The sequence below is a fragment of the Pseudomonas salmasensis genome (assembly GCF_014268375.2).
GTDB classification, from domain to species: Bacteria; Pseudomonadota; Gammaproteobacteria; order Pseudomonadales; family Pseudomonadaceae; genus Aquipseudomonas; species Aquipseudomonas salmasensis.
In genome coordinates this window covers 1,529,475-1,547,689 of sequence record NZ_CP077083.1, presented here as the reverse complement: position 1 = coordinate 1,547,689, position 18,215 = coordinate 1,529,475, and the positions used below count along the sequence as shown (strand labels likewise).

General features: G+C 62.1%; 9 protein-coding genes. 4 read left to right on the top strand and 5 right to left on the bottom strand.

The annotated features are described in order from the left end of the window. Positions 1 to 59 precede the first annotated feature (59 nt). The 3 genes from HU731_RS06695 to HU731_RS06685 all read right to left on the bottom strand — a co-directional run bounded on the left by HU731_RS06695 (position 60) and on the right by HU731_RS06685 (position 4,911). Positions 60 to 1,244, bottom strand: coding sequence for an osmoprotectant NAGGN system M42 family peptidase (locus tag HU731_RS06695; protein ID WP_186606794.1), 1,185 nt, complete (start codon positions 1,242 to 1,244; stop codon positions 60 to 62). Positions 1,245 to 1,389: 145 nt separating this feature from the next. Then, positions 1,390 to 3,135, bottom strand: coding sequence for an N-acetylglutaminylglutamine synthetase (gene ngg, locus HU731_RS06690; RefSeq protein ID WP_186606793.1), 1,746 nt, complete (start codon positions 3,133 to 3,135; stop codon positions 1,390 to 1,392). 3 nt (positions 3,136 to 3,138) lie between these two features. Continuing rightward, on the bottom strand, positions 3,139 to 4,911 hold the full coding sequence (locus tag HU731_RS06685) for an N-acetylglutaminylglutamine amidotransferase (protein ID WP_034126154.1): 1,773 nt from the start codon (positions 4,909 to 4,911) through the stop codon (positions 3,139 to 3,141). Between the two features lie 366 nt (positions 4,912 to 5,277). Here HU731_RS06685 and HU731_RS06680 point away from each other — a divergent pair, with 366 nt between their 5' ends. Continuing rightward, positions 5,278 to 10,092, top strand: coding sequence for an NEL-type E3 ubiquitin ligase domain-containing protein (locus tag HU731_RS06680; RefSeq protein WP_186606792.1), 4,815 nt, complete (start codon positions 5,278 to 5,280; stop codon positions 10,090 to 10,092). Between the two features lie 42 nt (positions 10,093 to 10,134). Here the strand turns inward: HU731_RS06680 and mnmC are convergent, their stop codons facing one another. Beyond that, positions 10,135 to 12,114 carry a bifunctional tRNA (5-methylaminomethyl-2-thiouridine)(34)-methyltransferase MnmC2/FAD-dependent 5-carboxymethylaminomethyl-2-thiouridine(34) oxidoreductase MnmC1 gene (gene mnmC, locus HU731_RS06675; RefSeq protein ID WP_186606791.1) on the bottom strand — a complete coding sequence of 660 codons (1,980 nt, stop codon included), beginning with the start codon at positions 12,112 to 12,114 and terminating at the stop codon, positions 10,135 to 10,137. Between the two features lie 154 nt (positions 12,115 to 12,268). Between mnmC and pap the strand changes: the two genes are divergently transcribed. The 3 genes from pap (at position 12,269) to HU731_RS06660 (ending at position 16,751) form a co-directional block, all read left to right on the top strand. Continuing rightward, positions 12,269 to 13,783: a polyphosphate:AMP phosphotransferase gene (gene pap, locus HU731_RS06670; protein WP_186606790.1), complete on the top strand. Its 1,515-nt coding sequence runs from the start codon at positions 12,269 to 12,271 to the stop codon at positions 13,781 to 13,783. 200 nt (positions 13,784 to 13,983) lie between these two features. Beyond that, positions 13,984 to 15,168, top strand: a complete 1,185-nt coding sequence (locus HU731_RS06665; RefSeq protein WP_186606789.1) for a thiolase family protein — start codon at positions 13,984 to 13,986, stop codon at positions 15,166 to 15,168. 626 nt (positions 15,169 to 15,794) lie between these two features. Then, the gene (locus tag HU731_RS06660; RefSeq protein WP_186606788.1) at positions 15,795 to 16,751 is read left to right on the top strand and encodes a DMT family transporter; all 957 of its coding nucleotides are present in this window, start codon (positions 15,795 to 15,797) and stop codon (positions 16,749 to 16,751) included. On the opposite strand, the gene HU731_RS06655 is transcribed toward HU731_RS06660, so the two are convergent. Next, positions 16,752 to 18,134 (bottom strand): class II fumarate hydratase, encoded by a 1,383-nt coding sequence (locus HU731_RS06655; RefSeq protein WP_186606787.1) that lies wholly within the window; start codon positions 18,132 to 18,134, stop codon positions 16,752 to 16,754. It lies immediately after the preceding gene. Positions 18,135 to 18,215 lie beyond the last annotated feature (81 nt).

Below are 18,215 nucleotides of genomic sequence, written 5' to 3'. Positions count from 1 at the left end.
CAGGTCCCGGCGATGCTACTGTGCCGGGACCGTTGTTGCCAGTATCCACTCACCCCGTGTCAGGACTTCTGGCCGACCAGGCTGTCCACCGATGGCACGCGGGTGTCGCTCTCCATTTGCGTTTCATGCTCGATCTGATGACTGAACCGATCCAGGGAACCCTGGGCCGGTTGCGCATCGCTGGCAAATACCGGCGGGCTGAGGATGTAAGCGCCCAGCAAGCGGCTCAGGGCAGCGAGGCTGTCGATATGGGTGCGCTCGTAACCGTGGGTGGCGTCACAACCGAAGGCCAGCAGCGCCGTGCGAATATCATGGCCGGCGGTGACCGCCGAGTGCGCATCGCTGAAGTAATAGCGGAACAGGTCGCGGCGTACCGGCAGGTCGTTGTCCGACGCCAGGCGCAGCAAGTGGCGGGACAGATGATAATCATAGGGCCCGCCGGAGTCCTGCATGGCCACGCTCACCGCGTGTTCGCTGGAGTGCTGGCCGGGGGCGACCGGGGCGATATCGATGCCGACAAACTCACTCACATCCCAGGGCAGGGCGGCCGCTGCGCCGCTGCCGGTTTCTTCGGTAATAGTGAACAGCGGGTGGCAGTCGATCAGCAGGGGCTGGCCACTGTCGACGATGGCCTTGAGCGCAGCGAGCAGGGCGGCAACGCCGGCCTTGTCGTCCAGGTGGCGGGCGCTGATATGCCCGCTCTCAGTGAACTCGGGCAGTGGGTCGAAGGCCACATAGTCGCCGACGCTGATACCCAGGGAATCGCAGTCGGCACGCGTGGCGCAGTAGGCGTCCAGGCGCAGTTCCACATGGTCCCAGCTCACCGGCATTTCATCCACGGCGGTGTTGAACGCGTGTCCGGAGGCCATCAACGGCAATACGCTGCCGCGAATTACACCGTTGTCGGTGAACAGGCTGACACGGCTGCCTTCGGCAAAGCGGCTCGACCAGCAGCCCACCGGCGCCAGGGTCAGGCGCCCGTTGTCCTTGATTGCACGCACGGCTGCGCCGATGGTGTCCAGGTGCGCGGAGACGGCGCGGTCAGGGCTGTTTTTCTGGCCCTTGAGGGTGGCGCGAATGGTGCCGCGCCGGGTCATTTCAAACGGAATGCCGAGCTCTTCCAGGCGCTCGGCGACGTAACGCACGATGGTGTCGGTAAAACCGGTGGGGCTGGGAATGGCGAGCATTTCCAGCAGCACTTTTTGCAGGTACGCGAGATCGGGTTCGGGAATGGTTCGGGTCATGGAAACTCCTGATGAGTTGAGGGCATCGATGGTTTCGATGAGGGGGCCCGGCCTCATCGCGGGCAAGCCCGGCTCCCACATTGGAATGCGGTCAACTGTGGGAGCGGGCTTGCCCGCGATAGCGCCGGTACAGGCGACACATCACTCAAGTAGCCGGCTGACTGTGTGGAAACAACAAATCCACAAACTTCTCAGCCGTAGGTTGCGGTTCATGGTTGGCCAGGCCGGCTCGTTCGTTGGCTTCGATAAACACATACTCCGGCTGGTCGGCCGCAGGCACCATCAGGTCCAGGCCGACCATAGGGATATCCAGGGCACGGGCCGCACGCACGGCCGCGTCCACCAGCGTGGGGTGCAGGAGCGCCGTGACATCTTCCAGGCAACCCCCGGTGTGCAGGTTGGCGGTGCGTCGCACGGCCAGTTGCACGCCACGGGGCAGGATGCTGTTGTAGTCGTAGCCTGCGGCTTTGAGGGTGCGCTCGGTTTCTGCATCCAGCGGGATTTTGCTCTCGCCATCGGTGGCCGCCTGGCGACGACGGCTCTGGGCTTCGATCAACGCGCGAATCGAATGTTGGCCGTCGCCGATCACTTCGGCAGGGCGACGAATCGCAGCCGCGACCACTTCAAAACCGATCACCAGGATGCGCAGGTCCAGGCCTTCGTGGAAGCTTTCCAGCAATACGCGGCTGTCGAACTGGCGCGCCGCTTCAACCGCCTGCTGCACTTCCTCGATGCTCTGCAAATCCACGGCGACGCCATGGCCTTGCTCGCCGTCGAGCGGCTTGACCACGATGCGCTGGTGTTCGTCGAGAAACTCCAGGTTGTCGTCGGCACTGCCCGCCAACTGTTGCACCGGCACCTGCAGGCCCGCAGCCTTGAGCACCTTGTGGGTCAGGCTCTTGTCCTGGCACAGGGTCATGCTGATGGCGCTGGTCAGGTCGCTCAAGGACTCACGGCAACGCACGCGACGCCCGCCGTGGCTGAGGGTGAACAGGCCCGCATCGGCATCGTCCACTTGCACATCAATACCGCGCCGATGGGCTTCTTCGACAATGATGCGCGCGTAAGGGTTGAACTCCGCCTGGGGCCCCGGGCCTAGAAACAGCGGTTGATTGATGCCGTTCTTGCGCTTGATCGCAAAGGTGGTCAACGCCCGAAAGCCGAGCTTGGCGTAAAGGCTCTTGGCCTGGCGGTTGTCGTGCAGCACCGACAAGTCCAGGTAACTCAAGCCTCGGCTCATGAAGTGCTCCACCAAGTGGCGCACCAACACCTCACCGACCCCAGGGCGTGTGCATTGCGGGTCGACGGCCAGGCACCAGAGGCTGCAACCGTTCTCCGGGTCGTGGAAGGCCTTGTGATGGTTGAGGCCCATCACGCTGCCAATCACCGCGCCGCTGTCTTCATCTTCGGCCAGCCAATACACCGGGCCGCCTTGATGACGTGGGGTGAGGCGTTCCGGGTCAACCGGCAGCATTGCGCGCCCCTGGTACAGGTGGTTGACCGCTTGCCAGTCGGCCTCGCTCTGCACTCGGCGAATGCGAAAACCGCGAAACACCCGGGTGGCCGGGCGGTAGTCGGAGAACCACAGGCGCAGGGTGTCGGACGGGTCGAGGAACAGTTGCTGCGGGTCAATGCCCAGGATCTGCTGGGGCGCGGCCACGTACAGCGCGATATCACGCTCGCCGGGCTGCTCGTTGAGCAGTTCCTGGGCCAGGCTTGCCGGGTCGGGAAAGGTGTGGCCGATCAACAAACGGCCCCAGCCGCAGTGCACGGCAATCGGGTCGGCGGCCAGTGCGCTGCCATCTTCGGCCAGGCGCGCTTGCAGGCGCTCGTAGGTCGGCGCCTGGCCTTTGAGTAAGCGTTGGCTGTAAGCCGCGGCATTCGGTTTCATGGATCAGATTCCTTGTTCGCTCAGCCACAGGTTCAGCGCCGCCAGCTGCCACAGCTTGGAGCCGCGCAGCGGGGTCAGTTGGCCTTGCGGGTCGGTGAGCAAGCGGTCGAGCATGGCCGGGTTGAACAACCCGCGGTCCTGGCTCGGATCCAGCAGCAGCTCACGCACCCAATTTAAGGTATCGCCCTGCAAATGCTTGAGGCCGGGCACGGGAAAGTAGCCTTTCTTGCGGTCGATGACTTCGCTGGGGATCACCCGGCGCGCCGCTTCCTTGAGCACCTGTTTGCCACCGTCGGGCAGCTTGAACTGGGCCGGCACACGGGCTGACAGTTCTACCAGGCGGTAGTCGAGGAACGGTGTGCGCGCTTCCAGGCCCCAGGCCATGGTCATGTTGTCTACGCGTTTGACCGGGTCGTCCACCAGCATCACGGTGCTGTCCAGGCGCAGGGCCTTGTCCACGGCCGCGTCGGCGCCGGGCATCGCGAAATGCTCGCGCACGAAGTCGCCGGCAGCATCGTTGGCGGTCAGCCATTTGGGCGCGACGGTGGCTGCGTAGTCGTCGTAGCTGCGGTCGAAAAACGCCTCGCGATAGGCTGCATACGGGTCGCTGGCGCCGTCCACTTGCGGGTACCAGTGGTAACCGGCGAACAATTCATCGGCGCCCTGGCCGCTTTGCACCACTTTGCAATGCTTGGCCACTTCCCGCGACAGCAGGTAGAAGGCGATGCAGTCATGGCTGACCATCGGCTCGCTCATGGCGCGGAAGGCCGCCGGCAGTTGCTCAATGATCTCGCTTTCGGCGATGCGCAGTTGGTGGTGATGGGTGCCGTAGTGTTTGGCGATCAGGTCTGAGTACTGGAACTCATCGCCACGCTCACCGCCAGCGTCTTCAAAACCGATGGAGAAGGTCGACAAATCCTCCACGCCCACTTCGCGCAGCAGGCCGACGAGCATGCTCGAATCGACGCCACCAGAGAGCAGCACGCCCACATCCACCGCCGCACGTTGGCGAATGGCCACGGCTTCGCGGGTGCTGTCCAGCACGCGGTCGGTCCAGTCTTCCAGGGTCAGGTGTTTTTCGTCCTCATGGGGCCCGTAGGGCAGGGTCCACCAGGTTTTCTGTTCGGTCTTGCCACTGGCGTCGATGCGCATCCAGCTGGCGGGCGGCAGCTTTTCGATGCCGGCCAACAGCGTGCGCGGTGCGGGCACCACGGCATGGAAATTCAGGTAATGGTTGAGCGCTACCGGATCGAGGATCGGGTTGATATCGCCGCCCTTGAGCAACGCTGGCAGCGCCGAGGCAAAGCGCAGGCGCTGGCCGGTGCGCGACAGGTACAGAGGTTTGACCCCCAGACGGTCGCGAGCGATGAACAGACGCTGGGCATCACGCTCCCAAATGGCAAAGGCAAACATGCCGTTGAGCTTGGGCAGCAACGCTTCGCCCCAGGCGTGGTAGCCCTTGAGCAACACTTCGGTGTCGCCGCCGGAATAGAAGGCGTAACCCAGGGCTTCCAGCTCTTGGCGCAGCTCCGGGAAGTTATAGATGGCGCCATTGAACGCCAGTGACAGCCCTAGGTGGGCGTCGACCATCGGCTGGGCGGAGCCGTCCGACAGGTCCATGATTTTCAGGCGGCGGTGGCCCAGGGCAATCGGCCCTTGGGCATGAAAGCCCCAGGCGTCGGGGCCTCGGGGGGCGAGGTGATGGGTGATGCGTTCTACGGCTGCCAGGTCGGCAGGTTGATGATCAAAGCGTAACTCGCCAGCTAGTCCACACATAAATTCCTTACCGGTTTTTCCGTTGGGGAGGGGCAACACTCAATACGCCGAAAAGGCGCGTACCCAGAAACTGACCCAGGCAAAACCAGGGAGTTTTAGAACGATAAGTTATAAGGGGTTTATGGCTAATGGCCCGTATCCGATCTGCCGACCGGCGCGGCTTGCGTGCAAAGCGCGGTACTTACATTTGGATTCGATACGAATTGCGGGTCGTTAACCGGGTGAACCCAGCGAGTATTCAAACCCATCGAGCATCGCGCCGGGCTTATCGTGGAGCGCTATCAGTCAGTGCAATCAAGGAAGGTTATCGATGCATTTAAACCAAGAACAAGGCCGGTGCGGCGGGCTCGGGCCCAGGGAGTGCGCATGCCGCAGATAAGCGAATCAGTCAGCCCGCAAGTGAATGCCCAATTGCCGGCCAAGCTACTTGAAATGACCCAGGACCTGGATATTGCCCAAGCGCTCCTCGAGACCCTGCCCGGCTGGGTGGTGAAGGCCGAACCCGAAACGCTCGTGCACATTTGGCGCGGGCACCGACTCAGAGGGCCGCTGCAGAGCAGCGTCAGCGCGCGGCTGGCGGCCCTGGAACCGCTCGATCAGTTTTGCCTGGAACGTCTTGAAGCCTTTTTGCTGTCCAAGGGGCACACCCTGGATGTGCAGCACGATGTGCTGGAACTGCCGCACCGCGAATTGACGAACCTCAACCCTGACCTGATCGGGCCGATGGTGGTGACGGTCACTGTGGTCAAGCACACCCTGTTGCAGGCCGCCATGCAGAACTTCAGCGCCGCACGCGCGCAGGCCAATGGCTTGGCGGTCGGTGCATTGATTCGCAGCGCCGCCACCGGCCTGGAGGTCGACTCCCTCAGCGCCCTTGAATTTGTGCGGTGCTGCCGTGAGTTGGATCTGGGCAGCACTTATCAACGCCATCTGCGCGAGGTGTTTGATTTACCGGCACCGACCGAGATGTCGAGTACCGACCTGTACAACCCGGTGGCACGGGACGTTGGCGAGCTCAAGCTGTGTGACATGCGCCTGGATCTGCACATGGCCTTGGGCAAGGGGCATGTGAGCAAGGACACGGGTGAGCTGTTGACCAAGGTGCTCAGGAGCAATGGCGACACCCCGCCCATCAAGCATGTGCTGATGGATGGGCAGGCGTTGACCTGGCAGGGGCTGAATGTCGATCAGGCGTGCATCTGGAGCGTACTGGTGTTCTCCGGCGGCGCCACAAGCAGTCTGCCTACGGGGCATTGCGTGGTGTACATGCCCAACGAGCCGGAACGACCGTGGTTCGAATACGACGCTCTGGAGGACTTCAAGGGTTACCTGTCCTCCAAGCTGCAGGTGCCTGCGTATCGTGAGTTTTTCAAGGGCTATCTGGATGAGTCCGAACGCTTGGATTTCTTCCTGCGGTTCGATACCCGTGATGCCGTGGAGAGCCTGGAGCCGGTGTCGGTTGCCGTCAGCCTGTCGCGGTTTTTTTTTGATGTGTATGTAGGCAAGGCGCAACTGGACGCCAGGGTACTGGCGGTGCCGGTGGCGGAAGTGGACGAAGAGGCCGGTACGGCGTTGCTGGAGCGCTATGTGGAGCTGGGTTTGACCTTGGCCAATGTCGCCGGTTTATTCATTCCCGTCCTGGGCCAGCTGATGCTGGGCGTGGGGGTCGGGCAGTTGCTGGGGGAGGTCTATGAAGGCGTTGAGGACTGGCGGCATCAACACAAAGCCGAGGCGTTGGAGCACCTGTTCAACGTAGCTGAAAGCGTGGGCTCAATGATGCTGCTGGCGGCGGGAAGCAAGGTGGTGGGGTCGTTGTTCAGGCATACGCCGGCGTCGTCCGCGGCCTTCTTCGAGCAGTTTGAGGCGGTGCGAGCGCCGGGCGGTAAGCCCAGGCTTTGGCGGCGTGACCTGCGCCCCTATCAACAAACTATCGATGATGAAGTGCTTGCCACGCCCAGTTACCGAGGTATTTATCAACACAAGGGCCGCTCTTATGCCCAGATTGACGGCGCGCTTTACCGCATTTTTTTCGATGCCGCGCTGGGGCGCTGGCGTGTGGCTCATCCGCTACGAGAAACCGCTTACAGCCCGCTGCTCGAATACAACGGTTTCGGCGGGTGGCGCCATCAGTCCGAGCAAGTTGATCAATGGCACACGCCAGCCTATGTACTTGAGCGCCTGGCGCCTGGCCTGAAGTCGCTGCCGGAGGGGCGGCTGGATGAAATCATCAGCACCACCGACAGCCAATTGCCCTGGCTGCGGCAATTGGCGCAATACAACCAGGCCTTGCCGCAACGTCTGCATGACAGTGTGGTGCGCTGGCGCCAGGAACAACTGATTCGCGACCTGATCTGGCAGTTGCAGTTTCAAAGCCACACCGATCCAGCGACCGCCCGCTTGCAAATGCTGGCCTTGCCCCTGTTGAAGGGCTGGCCTCAGGGGCGCTTTTTCGAGCTGCTGGATGAACACGGCAACTTGCTCCGACGGTTCCCGGATACGGCGCCGTTTGATTACGAAGACTTGAGCATTCACGTCAGCGAACAGCAGATACACAACGGGCAGTTGATGCCTACCTTGCTCGACGCCCTGAGTCATGAAGAGCGCATGACGTTGTTGGGGAAAAACTTAACGCCGAATGAGGCCCAAAAGGTCTTGTCGGCCCGCCTGTTGAGCGTGGTCAAAGAGCACTACGGGGCGTTGTTCGAGCAGCTTTGCACCGCCGCAGACCCACTCCCTCGGGGCAGCGCGACGGTGCTCAAGAGTTACTTCCCGCAATTGCCGACGCCCATGGCACAGCACTTGGTAGCCCAGTCTTCCTCACTGGAACGCCTGCACCTGCATAACACCCGCCGAGTGCCCCTGGGCCTGGCACACCGTGCGCAGCAGGCGCTGCAAGCGCTGCAAGAGGACCGGGCGGTGGCGGGGTTTTATTTGCCGCAACTGGCAACCACGCCGACCGAGCGCCTAGCGATTGCCTTGCTCGGCAAGTTGCCGGGGTGGCCGGCAGCCTTGCGTGTGCAGCTTCACGCGCAGGCCCTGGACGGCGCCTTGCTGGGCAAGCAGGAAAGTGCGTCCGCCAGCGTTTTACGCAAAGTGGTGAAGTCCGCGGACGGCTATCAGGCCTTTGATGAGCGCGGTGTCGCTTTGCACGATCCGGTACCGGGCCCGTCCGGCTTTTACCAGGCACTGCTCAGTACGTTGTCGCCCGCACAACGCACCGGCCTGGGTATTTATGACACGGGCGAGCGGGGCGCCATGAAGCTGCAATTGAAGTTGCGTTGGCGGGTCGCGGATGAACGCGCTGGGATCGCCCGCTACCTGCGCCAGCCGTCCTCTGAACCCTTGCCCGCGTGGCGCGAGGGATGCGTGCAGGCCGCTCCACCCGAGATTGCACCCCAGCCACCGGCACTGCTGCGCAAGGCGAAAAAACTCTTTCCCTTGTTCGATAACGCCCAGGCGTCGACCTTTATCGAGGCGCTGGGAGCGGATCATCTGGCTCGTGCGCAAGCGCTCAAAGTGTTGCAGCAGCGCTATGAAACCTTGCGTTCGGTGCTCGCTGCATGGCGCAGTGATGAGGCGGCACTGGCGAAGGTCGCCGGCCCACTGGCGGATGCACGCCTGAGCCGCAAGATCATCGCGCAGAGGATTGAGGCTTGTTGGCGGCGCATGAGTGGTGCGGGGGAGGCGTCGCGGTTGTCACTCGACGACATGCTCGGCGGGCCGCTGCCGACCTTGCCGGCCCAGATCAACTTCGAACATGTGCACCACCTGAGCCTGAAAAACATGGGCGCCGGTGATGGGGTCGCTTACTTTCTCAAGCATTTCACCCGCCTCAAATCCCTGGACCTGTCGGGCAACCGTTTGACGCGCCTGCCGGAAATCCTCTCGCACATGTCCCAACTTGAATCCTTGTACCTTGATGGCAATCAACTGGTGCTGACGGCCTACACACGCACCAAGCTGGCGGACCTGCGGCAGCTCAAGCTACTTAACCTGACGGGCAACCCGTTGATCGATCCGCCGCTGGTTGAGCGGATGCTCGATTTGCGCCAATTGGTGTTGCGCGAGTGCAAGCTCAAGACCTTTCCCGAAAACCTCTGGCGCTTGCCTTACCTGGAAAATGTCGACCTGCGCCAGAACGATATAACCGAACTGCCGGCCTGGCTGTTCGACGCCAAACGGGAAAGAACCCAGGTCATCAATTTGCGCCACAACCCGCTGTCGGCGGCAACCAGCCGCAAAGTTTTCGACTACCGGCGCCAGCACGGTGTGGGCATGGGGTTCTATGAAGACGATATCGCGCGTCTGAACGAGCAAGCCGCGCGAGCGCTGTGGATGCCCGACTCACGGTTGGCGGACTCCCCGCGCAAAGAGACGATCTGGCAAATGCTCAAGGACGAGCCGCGCAGTGACGGGCTGTTCAAGCTGTTGGCCGAACTGGGAGGCACAGCAGACAGCAAGTACGTACATGAAGATATGGCGCAGCGGGTATGGCGAGTGCTTGAGGCGAGCAGCCAGCGTGCTGACCTGGCCGAGGAAGTGTTTGAGCGCGCCGCTACGCCATTCAACTGTGACGATGGCGCGGCGGTAAGTTTCAGTGCCTTGGAAATATTGGTGGAAATCAGTGATGCGCGAAAACAGATCGAGGGTGGGCAGATCTCCGCACGGCCCTTGTTGGCACTGGGGCGGGGTTTGTTCCGACTCGATCGCCTGGAGCGCATTGCCCTCAATCACAGCCTCAACCATCCCGGCACCGATCCGCTGGAAGTCAGCCTGGCCTTGCGTACCGGCTTGGCCAGCCGATTTTACCTGCCGGGGCAACCGCGGCATATGCGCTATGCCCGGTTGAGCGGCGTAACGCCGGCGGCCTTGAGCGAGGCTGAACTTCAGGTCAAGGCGGCCGAGGTGTCGCCAGCGCTCTTGCGGTTTCTGAATGAGTTGCCGTTCTGGACGGACTACCTCAAGCGCGCCTATGCCACGCGTTTTTCGCAGCTTTATGCGCCATTCGAAACACGTATACAGGCGGTGTTCGACCAGCGTGAAACGCTCAGTGATGTGCTCTACCGTTCGCGCATGGACAGCATCCTGGCAGAGCAGACAGTGGCTGAAGACGCCGAGTTACAGCGCCTGACCCTGGCTGCCATGCGCGCGGACGAGCTGGGGGTGTGTGAAATTCGCTAGCGCCCACGGTGGATTGAAGTGCACCTTCTAAATTGACTGGTATTACGCCTTGCGCCGAATCAACTCGCGCAAGGCAAATCGATTGGGGTGGCAGGCCTGGGCGACGCTGACGGGCAAGGGCAGCGGTTCATTGTCCAGCCATGCCGCCAACAGTTGTGCTGATAACGGTGCGGTGATCAGGCCGCGCGAGCCGTGGCCGCTGTTGATGTACACGCCGTCCAGCCAGGGGCAGGGCGTTTGCGGGACTTGTCGGGCATCCCGTGCCAGTATCGCGTAGGCCTGGGCGAAGGCTTCGGTATCGGCCAGTGGGCCGACAATCGGCAGGTAGTCGGGGCTGGTGCAGCGGAAGGCGGCGCGGCCTTCCAGGGTGTCGAGCGCCGCGGTATCCGGGTGCAGGGCGTGCAGCAGCGCCGGGGAAATTTCCCTCAGCATCTCCAGGTTGTCGGCGTGCTCGGCAAGGGTGGGCGTCAGGTCGTCGCTGTTGAAGTCAAAGCTGGCGCCCAGGGTATGTTCGCCTAACCGTGCTGGTGCGACGTAGCCTTGGGCGCAGACCACGGTGCTCAACGGCTGGCTTTCGGCGGTTTGCGCCAAGCGCGTGATCTGCCCACGAATACGCTTGAGCGGCAGCGCGGCACTGAAGGGAAAACGCTTGATCTCGGCGGCGCCGGCCAGTATCACCACGGGCGCAGCCGCCACCTGGGTATCACCGTCCCAGGCTTGCCATTGCCCATCGACGCGTTGCAACGTCAGTGCCTCTTGATGCAAACGCACCTCGATATTCGGATGCCGGGCTTGCCACTCGCACAATGACGGCGGATGTACCCAGCCGCCTTCGGGGAAAAACAACCCGCCCAGCTCCAGCGGGATGCCCGCGTGCACCTGGGCCTGGGCCGCGTCCACCCTGTGCAACAAATCGGGCGCAAACGCGTTGGCCAGTTGCGCCTGGCGTTCGGCTTCCTTGGCATTGAAGGCCAGTTGCAGCACGCCGCAGGCATCCCAATCGACGCCACGTTGCAAATGCTCAAGCAGCCGACGGGTGTAGCCGAAGCCGCTGACGATCAATTGCGACAGCGCCGTGCCGTGGGCTGACAGTTTCAAGTACAGAACGCCTTGGGGGTTGCCAGATGCTTCCTGCGCCAGGGCGGTGTGCCGTTCCAGTAGACACACATGCCAGCCCCGTTCCGCCAGGCTGGCCGCCGTGCCACACCCGGCCAGCCCACCGCCGATCACCAAGGCGCGGCGTTCGCCAGCGTGCGGTGCCGGGCGGGCGAACCACGGCGCGGTGGCGGCGGGCCTTGGGGTGTCCTCGGGCCAACCGAGGAACTCCCCGCGCAGGATCTCCCATTTATGCCCGATGCCCGGCGTGCGTTTCATCTTGAACCCGGCGGCATTGATCAACCGCCTTACCCAGCCGGTGCTGGTGAAGGTGCTGATGGTCGAGCCTGGAGCCGCCAGGCGTGCCAGTTGGGCGAACAGCTCGGCGGTCCACATGTCGGGGTTTTTCGCCGGGGCGAACCCGTCGAGAAACCACGCGTCAACCTGAGCATCCAGTTGCGGCAACTGCTCCAGCGCATCGCCGATCAGCAGGGTCAGGGTCACGCGGCCGTTGTCCAGTACCAGGCGCTGGAAGCCCTGGTGAATGGCAATGTAGTGCGCCAGCAGTTGCTCGGCCAAGGGTTGCAGTTCAGGCCAGAGGGCGAGGGCGCGTTGCAGGTCGGCATGGCTTAGGGGGTATTTTTCCACGCTGACAAAGTGCAGCCGCGCACCGGCCACCGCGTGCTGCTCGAACAACTGCCACGCGCAGAGGAAATTCAAGCCGGTGCCGAAGCCAGTCTCACCAATCACCAGGCGCCCACCTGCCGGCAAGGCGGCGAAGCGTTCCTGCAAGCGGTTCTGTTCCAGGAACACGTAGCGGGTTTCTTCCAGGCCCGACTGGTCGGAGAAATACACATCGTCGAACACCCGCGAATGCGGGCGGCCTTGGTCATCCCAGTCGAGCTGGGCGTGGGTGATGGGGTTCATGGCGACTCATAAAATGAAAGCGGGCAAAGACAAGGCGGCCATTCTAGCCGATCAACAGGCGTTGAATTGACCTATGGCAAGGCTGGGTTGTATTTCCTTGCGCGTGTCGGGGCCCAATCCGCTAGTCTTGAGCCATCTTGAAACGGAGCTGCCCATGTTCGAATCCGCCGAAATCGGTCACGCCATCGACAAAGACACCTACGACGCCGAAGTGCCGGCCCTGCGTGAAGCCTTGCTGGAAGTTCAATACGAGCTGCAACAGCAGAAGCGCTTCCCGGTGATCATCCTGATCAACGGCATCGAGGGCGCGGGCAAGGGTGAAACCGTCAAGCTGCTCAATGAATGGATGGACCCGCGCCTGATCGAAGTGCGCACCTTCGACCAGCAAACCGACGAAGAACTGGCGCGCCCTCCGGCCTGGCGCTACTGGCGGCAACTGCCGGCCAAGGGCCGCATGGGCATTTTCTTCGGCAACTGGTATAGCCAGATGCTGCAAGGCCGTGTGCATGGGCAGATCAAGGATGCGCGCCTGGACCAGGCTATCGCCGGCGCCGAACGCCTGGAAAAGATGCTCTGCGATGAAGGTGCGCTGATCTTCAAGTTCTGGTTCCACCTGTCCAAAAAACAGATGAAGGCGCGCCTCAAGGCCCTGGCCGACGACCCGCTGCACAGCTGGCGCATCAGCCCATTGGACTGGCAGCAGTCCAAGACCTACGACAAGTTCGTGCATTTCGGTGAGCGGGTGCTGCGCCGCACCAGCCGCGATTACGCGCCGTGGCACGTGATCGAAGGCGTCGACCCCCATTACCGTGGGCTGACCGTGGGCAAGATCCTGCTCGATGGGCTGCAAAGCGCCCTGAAGCAGGCCAAGGTCAAGGCCAGCGGCATGAACCCGGCACCGTTGCTGGCCTCGGTGGACCGCAAGAGCCTGCTCGACAGCCTCGACATGACCCTGCGCCTGGACAAGGACGATTACGAAGAACAACTGATTACCGAACAGGCACGCTTCTCTGGCCTGATGCGCGACAAACGCATGCGCAAGCACGCGCTGGTAAGCGTGTTCGAGGGTAACGACGCGGCGGGCAAGGGCGGGGCGATCCGCCGTGTAGCGGCAGCACTGGACCCGCGCCAGTACCATATCGTGCCGATTGCCGCACCCAGTGAAGATGAACGGGCCCAGCCTTATCTATGGCGGTTCTGGCAGAAAATCCCAGCGCGCGGCATGTTCACCGTGTTTGACCGCTCCTGGTACGGCCGCGTGCTGGTGGAGCGCATCGAAGGTTTCTGCACCCCGGCGGACTGGATGCGCGCCTATGGCGAGATCAATGATTTCGAAGAACAACTGCGCGATGCGGGGGTGATCGTGGTCAAGTTCTGGCTGGCTATCGACAAGGAGACGCAGCTGGAGCGCTTCCAGGCCCGTGAAGAAATCCCCTTCAAGCGCTTCAAGATCACCGAAGACGACTGGCGCAATCGCGACAAGTGGGACGACTACCGCACGGCGGTGGGCGATATGGTTGACCGCACCAGCACCGAGGTGGCGCCGTGGACTCTGGTAGAGGCCAACGACAAGCGCTGGGCGCGGGTCAAGGTGCTGCGCACCATCAACCTTGCGCTGGAAGAGGCGTTTGATCAAAGCGACAAGCACGACAAGAAGAAAAAGAAATAGCCTGTAGGAGCGAGCTTGCTCGCGAAAAACGTCAACGATAACGCGTGCTTCCTGAGTGAACGCGGCGCCTGTGAGTTTTTCGCGAGCAAGCTCGCTCCTACAGAGGCCCCCATGCTTTTGCATCCACGCAGTGAATGATCATCGCGGTCGGCCAGGCATGGATCTATCCTCGATCCACCACCACAAGATCGAGGTAGCCCATGCGTGAAGTAGTGATCGTCGACAGCGTGCGAACCGGCCTGGCCAAATCCTTTCGCGGCAAGTTCAACCAGACCCGTCCCGATGACATGGCGGCCCATTGTGTCAATGCCCTGCTGGCCCGCAACGGTATCGACCCGGCGACGGTGGAAGACTGCATCGTCGGTGCCGGCTCCAACGAAGGCGCCCAGGGCTATAACATCGGGCGTAACGTGGCGGTGCTCTCGCAACTGGGCACCGGTACGGCGGGCATGACCCTCAACCGTTTCTGTTCGTCGGGTTTGCAGGCGATTGCCATTGCCGCCAACCAGATCGCTTCGGGCTGCAGCGACATCATTGTTGCCGGTGGCGTGGAGTCCATCAGCCTGACCATGAAGAGCGTCAACACCGATAACCTGATCAACCCGCTGCTTAAAGAACAGGTGCCAGGTATTTACTTCCCCATGGGCCAGACCGCCGAAATCGTTGCGCGCCGCTATCACGTCAGCCGCGAAGAGCAGGACCTTTACGCGCTGCAAAGCCAGCAGCGCACTGCCCAGGCCCAGGCTGATGGTTTGTTTAATGATGAAATCGTACCGATGGCGGTCAAGTATAAGGTCGAGGACAAGAACACTGGCGCGGTGCAGATCCTGGACGGTGTGGTCGACCGGGATGACTGCAACCGCCCGGACACCACCCTGGCCAGCCTCAGCGGCTTGAAGCCGGTATTCGCCGAGGATGGCTCGGTGACGGCAGGTAACTCCTCGCAGCTTTCCGACGGTGCGTCGATGACCTTGGTGATGAGCCTGGAAAAAGCTTTGGAGTTAGGCCTCAAGCCCAAGGCGTTTTTCCGGGGCTTTACCGTGGCTGGTTGCGAGCCGGATGAAATGGGCATTGGCCCGGTGTTCTCGGTGCCCAAGTTGCTCAAGGCCAAGGGCTTGCAGGTGGCGGACATCGACCTGTGTGAGCTCAATGAAGCCTTTGCTTCCCAGTGCCTGTATGCGCGCAACCGCCTTGAGATTGATAATGCCAAGTACAACGTCAACGGTGGCTCGATTTCCATCGGGCATCCGTTCGGCATGACTGGTTCGCGGCAGGTGGGGCATTTGGTGAGGGAGTTGCAACGGCGCAACCTGCGTTATGGGATTGTCACCATGTGCGTGGGGGGCGGGATGGGCGCTACCGGGCTTTTCGAAGCCGTGCGCTGACTGCGGTTGGAACAGCGCCAGTGTGGGAGGGCTAATGTGGGAGCTGGCTTGCCTGCGATGGCGGCCTGCCAACCGATACTTCTCTACCTGACACCCCACGATCCAACTGTGGGAGCGGGCTTGCTCGCGAAGGCGGCCTGACAGTCAACACAGGTGGACCGGGTACATATCCGTTATTTAGGTAACGGCCACTTAGGGTTCCGCTCTGACAGCGGCTCACTTTTGAAAAGCGCAAAAGTAAGCAAAACGCTCTTGCCCCACCACTCGGCACCTCGCTTGGGCTCGGTGTGCCCGAACACAGGCTTGAATCCGTGGGCCGCCGCCACGCGCCATCCATGGCGCGGGGCGGCTAACCCGGCGTCCTGCCGGGTTACCCACGAATTCAAGCCTGTGTTCGGCCAGCGTGGTTTAACGGGGCGCCTGAGATCAAGATCACAAGCAGATCAAGAGCCAGATCAAGAGCGGCTCGCTTCGCATCGTGGTTACCGTTGATCGCAACAGCATTGTATAGATACCTATGGCCATCGCAGGCAAGCCAGCCCTCACATTCAAGACTGTGACGTATCCGAACTCAGTGACTTGCCCCTAGAATGCCTGCTCCACTTCCTCTGGCATCTGGGGCTCTCATGCACATCTCTTCCGGCCGCTGGGTCTACGGTTTTTTCCTGACCCTGCTGACCGCGTTTCTGTGGGGCATTCTTCCGATCAAGCTCAAGCAAGTGTTGCAGGTGATGGACCCCATCACCGTGACGTGGTTTCGCCTCATGGTAGCGGGCACTTGCCTGTTCGTTTACCTGGCCGCCACCAAGCGCCTGCCCAGCCGCAAAGTGCTTGGCCCCAAGGGGGGTTGGCTGGTGGGCATGGCGGTGTGTGGCCTGGTGGGCAACTACGTGTTGTACCTGGTGGGCCTGAAAATGCTCAGCCCAGGCACGGCGCAGTTGGTGGTGCAGATGGGGCCGATCTTTTTGATGGTTGCCAGTGTGTTTGTGTTCAAGGAGCGCTTTAGCCTGGGGCAAGTTATCGGGCTGGTGGTGTTGATCACAGGCTTTGGCTTGTTCTTCAACCAACGCCTGGTGGAACTACTGACGTCCATGGGCACCTATACCGCCGGTGTGCTGACGATTCTGCTCGCCACCACCATCTGGGTGTTCTACGCATTGGGGCAGAAGCAGTTGCTGACGGTGTGGAATTCGCTGCAGGTGATGATGGTGATCTACCTGTCGTGCGCGCTGTTGCTCACGCCCTGGGCACATCCGTTGGAGGCGTTGCAGTTGAGCCCGTTGCAAGGCTGGCTGCTGCTGGCGTGCTGCATGAATACCCTGGTGGCCTATGGCGCATTTGCCGAAGCCCTTGCGCATTGGGAGGCCTCGCGGGTCAGTGCAACCCTGGCGTTGACGCCCTTGGTGACGTTTGTGGCAGTGGCCGTGGCGGCGTGGCTATGGCCGGATTATGTGCAGGCTGAGCAGATCAATGCCCTGGGGTATTTCGGTGCCTTGGTGGTGGTGCTGGGGTCGGCGACCGTGGCGCTGGCGCCTTCGCTGCTCGCCGGGCTCAAGGCCCGGCGGCTGCGTACGGCGGTGTAGTCAGCTCCCCAGCATGTTTTCCGGGCGTACCCACTGGTCGAATTCGGCATCAGTGAGGTAGCCCAGTTCCAGTGCGGCCTCGCGCAGTGTCAGGCCTTCGGCGTAAGCCTTCTTGGCGATCTCGGCGGACTTGTCATAACCGATATGCGGGTTGAGGGCGGTAACCAGCATCAGCCCGCGTTCCAGGTGTTGGGCCATTTGCTCGGCGTCGGGTTCGAGGCCGGCAATGCAGTGCTCCTGGAAGTTGTTGCAGCCATCGGCCAGCAGGCGGATCGACTCCAGCAGGTTGTGGATGATCACCGGTTTGTACACGTTCAATTGCAAGTGCCCTTGGCTGGCGGCCATGCCGATGGTCACGTCGTTGCCCAGCACCTGGCAGGCCAGCATCGACAGCGCTTCGCATTGGGTGGGGTTGACCTTGCCGGGCATGATCGAACTGCCCGGTTCGTTGGCCGGCAACTTGACTTCGGCCAGCCCGGCGCGAGGGCCGGAACCCAGCAGGCGCAGGTCGTTGGCGATTTTCATCAGGGCCACGGCCAGGGTTTTCAACGCGCCGTGCAGGGTCACCAGCGGCTCGTGGCCGGAGAGGGCGGCGAATTTGTTCGGCGCGGTCACAAAGGGCAAGCCCGACAACGCGGCCAATTCGGAGGCAATCGCTTCGCCAAAACCATGGGGGGCATTGAGGCCGGTGCCGACGGCGGTGCCGCCCTGGGCCAGTTCGCACACCGCGGGCAGGGCGCTGCGGATTGCCCGCTCGGCGTAATCGAGCTGGGCGATAAACGCTGACAGCTCCTGGCCGAAGGTGATCGGCGTGGCGTCCATCATGTGGGTGCGGCCAGTCTTGACCAACTTCATGTGCCGTGCGGCCAATTCCGCCAGGCCACCGGACAAGGTGGCGATCGCCGGCAGCAGTTGCTTGTTCACCGCTTGCACCGCAGCAATGCTCATGGCGGTGGGGAAGCAGTCGTTGGAGCTCTGGGAACGGTTGACGTGATCGTTAGGGTGCACCGGGCTCTTGCCGCCACGGTTGTTGCCGGCCAGTTCGTTGGCGCGGCCAGCGATCACTTCGTTGGCGTTCATGTTGCTCTGGGTGCCACTGCCGGTCTGCCAGACCACCAGCGGGAACTGGTCATCGTGCTGGCCGTCCAGGACCTCGTCGGCAGCCTGCTCGATCAGGCGGGCAATCTCGGCGGGCAGGTCGCCGTTACGGTCGTTGACCCGCGCCGCAGCCTTCTTGATCAAGGCCAGGGCATGCAATACCGCCAGCGGCATGCGCTGCTCGCCAATCGCGAAATTGACCAGCGAACGTTGGGTTTGCGCGCCCCAATAGGCGTCATCAGGGACCTGTACTTCCCCCAGGCTGTCGGTTTCGATACGGCTCATCGGTCACCCTCCTTATGCTGTCGTGATTGGTCAGTTTAGGCCCTGGCGGCCAGCGTGGGTTCCCTAAAAGCGCTTTTGTGT

Excerpts from the sequence above, each read along its gene's own strand:
- HU731_RS06695 (WP_186606794.1), bottom strand. The coding sequence starts at position 1,244 with ATGACCCGAACCATTCCCGAACCCGATCTCGCGTACCTGCAAAAAGTG.
- ngg (WP_186606793.1), bottom strand. The coding sequence starts at position 3,135 with ATGAAACCGAATGCCGCGGCTTACAGCCAACGCTTACTCAAAGGCCAG.
- HU731_RS06685 (WP_034126154.1), bottom strand. The coding sequence starts at position 4,911 with ATGTGTGGACTAGCTGGCGAGTTACGCTTTGATCATCAACCTGCCGAC.
- HU731_RS06680 (WP_186606792.1), top strand. The coding sequence starts at position 5,278 with ATGCCGCAGATAAGCGAATCAGTCAGCCCGCAAGTGAATGCCCAATTG.
- mnmC (WP_186606791.1), bottom strand. The coding sequence starts at position 12,114 with ATGAACCCCATCACCCACGCCCAGCTCGACTGGGATGACCAAGGCCGC.
- pap (WP_186606790.1), top strand. The coding sequence starts at position 12,269 with ATGTTCGAATCCGCCGAAATCGGTCACGCCATCGACAAAGACACCTAC.
- HU731_RS06665 (WP_186606789.1), top strand. The coding sequence starts at position 13,984 with ATGCGTGAAGTAGTGATCGTCGACAGCGTGCGAACCGGCCTGGCCAAA.
- HU731_RS06660 (WP_186606788.1), top strand. The coding sequence starts at position 15,795 with ATGCACATCTCTTCCGGCCGCTGGGTCTACGGTTTTTTCCTGACCCTG.
- HU731_RS06655 (WP_186606787.1), bottom strand. The coding sequence starts at position 18,134 with ATGAGCCGTATCGAAACCGACAGCCTGGGGGAAGTACAGGTCCCTGAT.